This window comes from Parasutterella muris, assembly GCF_943193095.1.
Taxonomy (GTDB): Bacteria; Pseudomonadota; Gammaproteobacteria; order Burkholderiales; family Burkholderiaceae_F; genus Parasutterella; species Parasutterella muris.
The window spans coordinates 1-2132 of sequence record NZ_CALPCV010000062.1 but is presented as its reverse complement, the minus strand read 5'-3'; the positions used below and the strand labels follow the sequence as shown (position 1 = coordinate 2132).

The 2132-nt window shown below is 44.1% G+C and carries 4 protein-coding genes; 1 reads left to right on the top strand and 3 read right to left on the bottom strand.

Features of this window, described 5'->3' with window-relative positions:
* Positions 1-243, top strand: a 243-nt coding sequence (locus NFR90_RS11525; RefSeq protein ID WP_251453147.1) for a hypothetical protein, incomplete at its 5' end; no start/stop codon positions are given.
* 329 nt (positions 244-572) lie between these two features.
* On the opposite strand, the gene NFR90_RS11520 is transcribed toward NFR90_RS11525, so the two are convergent.
* The 3 genes from NFR90_RS11520 to NFR90_RS11510 form a co-directional block, all read right to left on the bottom strand.
* The gene (locus tag NFR90_RS11520) at positions 573-869 is read right to left on the bottom strand and encodes an addiction module antidote protein (protein WP_251453145.1); all 297 of its coding nucleotides are present in this window, start codon (positions 867-869) and stop codon (positions 573-575) included.
* On the bottom strand, positions 866-1156 hold the full coding sequence (locus tag NFR90_RS11515) for a type II toxin-antitoxin system RelE/ParE family toxin (protein WP_277612821.1): 291 nt from the start codon (positions 1154-1156) through the stop codon (positions 866-868). The genes NFR90_RS11520 and NFR90_RS11515 overlap by 4 nt, the downstream gene beginning before the upstream one ends.
* Before the next feature lie 88 nt (positions 1157-1244).
* Complete coding sequence (locus tag NFR90_RS11510; RefSeq protein ID WP_371873899.1) at positions 1245-2048, bottom strand: tyrosine-type recombinase/integrase; 804 nt, start codon at positions 2046-2048, stop codon at positions 1245-1247.
* Between the last annotated feature and the right edge of the window lie 84 nt (positions 2049-2132).

Genomic DNA, 2132 nt, shown 5'->3' with positions numbered 1-2132 from the left:
ATTGAGGAATTCAAAACCAAGCAAACCTCTGATGCGGTTGCTATGGCTGAGCTTAGGGTTGCTGAGTCTGCTTCTCGTAACGAGCTTGACAGGATGCACAACCAGCTCGCCGCAATTGAGAGAATGTCCAAAACCAACGCCGATCGGGAGCGTAATCGATGTCTCAGACTGGCAACAGAAGGTAAAGAGTTACTCGACCGAGCTGAGCAGGCAATTAAATTCTGTGAGCAGAACCACAAATAAACGAGAGGGAGTAAAGCAGAAAGGGAACTGAACAGCTTCAATCCCCTTACGCCGGCCGCACAGCTGCAACCCATTTGTCTACATTTTAGAATGCTTTTTAGTTGTTACAAGTTTTTTTGAATAAACTAAAACCTCGTTTGATTGTCACAACGGGCAAGATTTGTTGTACGGTTCTTTCGTACAACTGCGCAGAAACCATAGATAGGGACTGTCCCTAGGTAAAAATTAAGCCCCGCACGTGTTCGCGGGGCGCCTAATCGTTATTTCTTGTTGTCTTTTTTAACAATTAACACGCCCTAAAATTGATTCAAAAAAACTAAAACCTCCAGTTAGGCATGGCTGGCTGAAACCGTCAGCTGAAGGCCGAGTGCACTTAGAACCGGCAAAAGTGTCTGAAGAGTAGGGTTGCCGTTATCTCCAAGGGCTTGATAGAGATGTTCGCGACGAATGCCGCATTTTTGAGCTATTTCTGTCATTCCCTTGGCTCTCGCTGCTATGCCGATTGCGCTCGCAATATGTTTTGCATTGCCAGACTTAAACGCTTCATCTAAAAAATCAGCTATATCTTCTTCGGTTTCTAAGTATTCGGCCGCGTCAAAAGTTTTCAGTTCTGAAATGTTGATCATAGTATTTCCTTTGCTAAAGATTTCGCCTTCTCAATATCTCTTGACTGGCTGCTTTTATCTCCACCAATCAAGAGAATAACAATTTCATCTCCTCGTATTGTGTAGTACACACGATATCCTGGACCAAAGTTAAGTCTTAACTCTGAGACTCCGCTTCCTACAGAATGCGAATCACCAAACAAACCATCTGATAACCTAGCGATTCTATCGAGGATCCTGTTTCGCATTTGGCGGTCCCGGATACTTCGTATCCAGTGTGAAAATGAAGGAAGTTCTTTAACTATCATGACGTTCATTGTAAGTTAAAACTTACAAGAAAACAATATAAATCAGAATGTTCAATACTTTTGTTCTTCTCATTAAAGCAGGTCAAATCTACAGTTCTTTGTACTTTTCGAATACCGCATCCGCCCACGCCTGCATTACCTCGCGGCGTTGCTCCAGCAGATCGGAACGCTGATATGCCTGGACGACAGCGTTTCCTGTTGTGTGCATCAAACATTTTTCAGCCACTGTGTCGGGAACCCCGTTCTCTGCCGCCCAATCCCTAAACGTCGATCTGAATCCGTGCATGGTAGCCTTGGTACCGGTCATTCTTTGAAGCAGTGGGCGAAGAGAGTATTTACTGCCTTGGTTGGAGGCGTCGATACAAAAAATTAAATCGCCTTTTCGTTCTATCCCTTTTAAAAGCTCTATTGCCTGTCTGCTTAAAGGCACCCTATGGGGGTATTTCTTTTGATCTTTTCGTCTTTCAGGAGGCACCGACCATATTTTATTTTCCCAATCTATCTCATCCCATCGGGCAGGGGCCGATTCTCCCACACGAGAGGCCGTTAGTATGGTAAACAAAATTACCTGTCTCGTTCGATTCTTGGGAGGCAGAAAACAGTGGATTTTCTCCTGCAGTTCTTTTAACGGCATAGCCTCCAAGTGACCTGCGTTTTGAACCTTGGAAGGAGGGGGAAGTTCTCTATCTAAATTACCTCTCCATAATGCAGGGTTGTAGGCCATCAAACCATCACTAACAGCGTATGCGAATATGTTCTCCAGCCGGCCTCTGAGACGTGAAGCTGTTTCATTGCGCGTCATCCAAATGGGTTTGAGCACATCTAGAACATCTTGTCTAGATATCTCACTCATTTTCTTTTTTCCAAGCACTGGAATTGCTATGTCCTTTATAGTCGCATACTGTCTTGTCCTGAAAAAAGTTGACTACTTAGGGAGTCAACAATGAAAGTTGAAGAACAGATATCTACACTAATG

Coding starts and splice junctions, on each gene's coding strand:
- NFR90_RS11515 (WP_277612821.1), bottom strand. CDS start 1,156: ATGATAGTTAAAGAACTTCCTTCATTTTCACACTGGATACGAAGTATC.
- NFR90_RS11520 (WP_251453145.1), bottom strand. CDS start 869: ATGATCAACATTTCAGAACTGAAAACTTTTGACGCGGCCGAATACTTA.